Annotated in this window: 1 protein-coding gene and 2 pseudogenes; all 3 read left to right on the top strand. The window is 63.5% G+C overall.

Translation table 11 applies throughout. From position 1 onward, the window contains the following. Window positions 1-117: pseudogene (locus EN991_RS41380) on the top strand (YeiH family putative sulfate export transporter); the annotation flags it as partial. Window positions 118-216: 99 nt separating this feature from the next. Further along, on the top strand, window positions 217-1296 hold the full coding sequence (locus EN991_RS34450; RefSeq protein WP_064994021.1) for an AraC family transcriptional regulator: 1080 nt from the start codon (window positions 217-219) through the stop codon (window positions 1294-1296). A 175-nt stretch (window positions 1297-1471) separates the two neighbouring features. Continuing rightward, a pseudogene (locus tag EN991_RS34455) lies at window positions 1472-1902 on the top strand (dienelactone hydrolase); the annotation flags it as partial.

A 1902-nucleotide genomic window follows, 5' to 3' on the forward strand; every position in this document is an offset into this window, starting at 1 on the left:
GGCCTGCAGGCCGACATCTCTCAGTTGCGCTCGCGCGGCCTGCGCCCGCTGGCGCTCGCCTTCTCGGCCTTCCTGTTCATCGGCTGCTTCAGCCTGATGCTGGTGAAGTTCGCCTGAGCTTGATCGCCGGCACGCAGACGGCACAAGCGAGTTTGGGAATCAAATCACATCGGCTACGGTCTGCCGCGCATCAACACGCGAGCCCGCACCCGATCCATGCCGTTTGTTCCCTTACCCTTCGTCGTCGCCCTGTCGCTGTTCATCCTGCTTTGGGTCGTCGCCAGCCGCCAGGATGAGGCAGCACCGAACCTGCCGTTTCTCGCCCTGATCCTTGTTGCAGCGTTGCAATCGGTGCTCACCGGACTGCGCTGGGGCTATGGCATCAGCGAAGTCGGCTATATCGCCCCCGTATCCGCCGCGATCATGCCGTCTCTGCTCTACGCCGGCGTATCGAGCCTGGTTCGCACCAGCGACCGCCGGTGGCCGGCCCTGCTGGGGCTCCACGCGACACCCGCGGTCATCATCATCATGCTGATAATCTTTTGGCGCGAGGCGATCGACGTGGCGCTGACATCAATCGATTTCACCTACGCCGCCGCCATTCTCTGGCTGCTTCGCTCCGGCGCCGACGGGCTTCGCCTTGCGCCCTTCGACGGCGCGGTCCCGGTCTACAGGGCCATCCTTTTCGCGGCAGCTACGCTGTGCCTGTCGGGAGCCGTCGACATGCTGGTGTCCTTCGATCTGGCGTCGGGACATGGCGCTCGCGCGGCAACCGTGATCGGCATCGGCAATCTTTTCATGCTCGTCATTGTCGGCATGGCGGCGGCTGCGGCCAGCCAAAGCCATGTCCCGCTCAATGCCGCCGAGCCCGTCGAGACTCCGTCCCCACCCGACGCCGGCGAGAACGCCGATGCGATCGCCAGGGTCAACGAGTTGATGCAGGAGAAAAAACTATATCGCGACGCCAATCTCAACCTCAACCGGCTTGCCCGGCGCGCCGGAATTCCAGCACGGCAGATCTCAATGGCGATCAACCGGGCCACGGCCAGGAACGTCTCGCAATATGTCAACGGACACCGCATCACCGAGGCCTGCCGGCTGCTGAGCGAGACCGATCAGTCCGTGACGGAGATCATGTTTGCGGTCGGCTTCCAGACCAAGTCGAACTTCAACCGCGAATTCCGCCGCGTCACCGATATGACCCCGCTCGCCTGGCGGGACCGGAACGCGCCTGACGCGGCGCCCTCGCTTGCGAACCGGCGGGCGGCTGAAATCGGCAGCGCCGTTCCGCACTGAACGGTACTCAATCGCGATAAAGCACGTCCTTGATCGCGATCAAGGTCGCGGACTTCGCTCCGATCCGCTGACATTGGGTCGCTAACACTGCAATCGAACATGACCGCCAGCTTGCCCGGACGCTGTAGCCTCCGGCCTTGCCACCTATAGGGCGCGTTCGACAACGGAGATTTCAATGAAATTCTGGACTATGCTCTGCGCCGTCGCTGTTTCCACGGCGCTCATGCAACACCCCGCAGACGCCGGCGACAATGTCGGCGTTCGTCAGTTCCCTGCCCCATCCAAGGAGCGCGGCATCGATTTCGATGTGACGGTCTGGTATCCCGCGCAACCGGGCGGCGAGATGGTTATATCAGGCGACACCGCGCTTTTCGCCGGAACGGCCGCCATGCGCGATGCGCCTATCGCTGGCGGAAAATTCCCGCTTATCCTGCTTTCGCATGGCGCTGGCCTGGCGGGAACCCCACACGCCCTGAGCTGGATTGCAACGCCTCTGGCCAGGCAGGGATTCGTCGTCGCCGCTCCCACACACCCGGGAAATACGGGGAAAAACAGATCCGCCGCCGAGACGATGAAACTCTGGTTGCGGCCCGCCGATCTCACGGC

Origin of the sequence: Mesorhizobium sp. M7A.F.Ca.US.005.03.2.1, from assembly GCF_003997795.1 — a bacterium.
Lineage (GTDB): Bacteria > Pseudomonadota > Alphaproteobacteria > Rhizobiales > Rhizobiaceae > Mesorhizobium > Mesorhizobium ciceri.

What these genes read in the sequence shown, in the direction of transcription:
- EN991_RS34450 (WP_064994021.1), top strand. Translation starts at nt 217, where the DNA reads ATGCCGTTTGTTCCCTTACCCTTCGTCGTCGCCCTGTCGCTGTTCATC.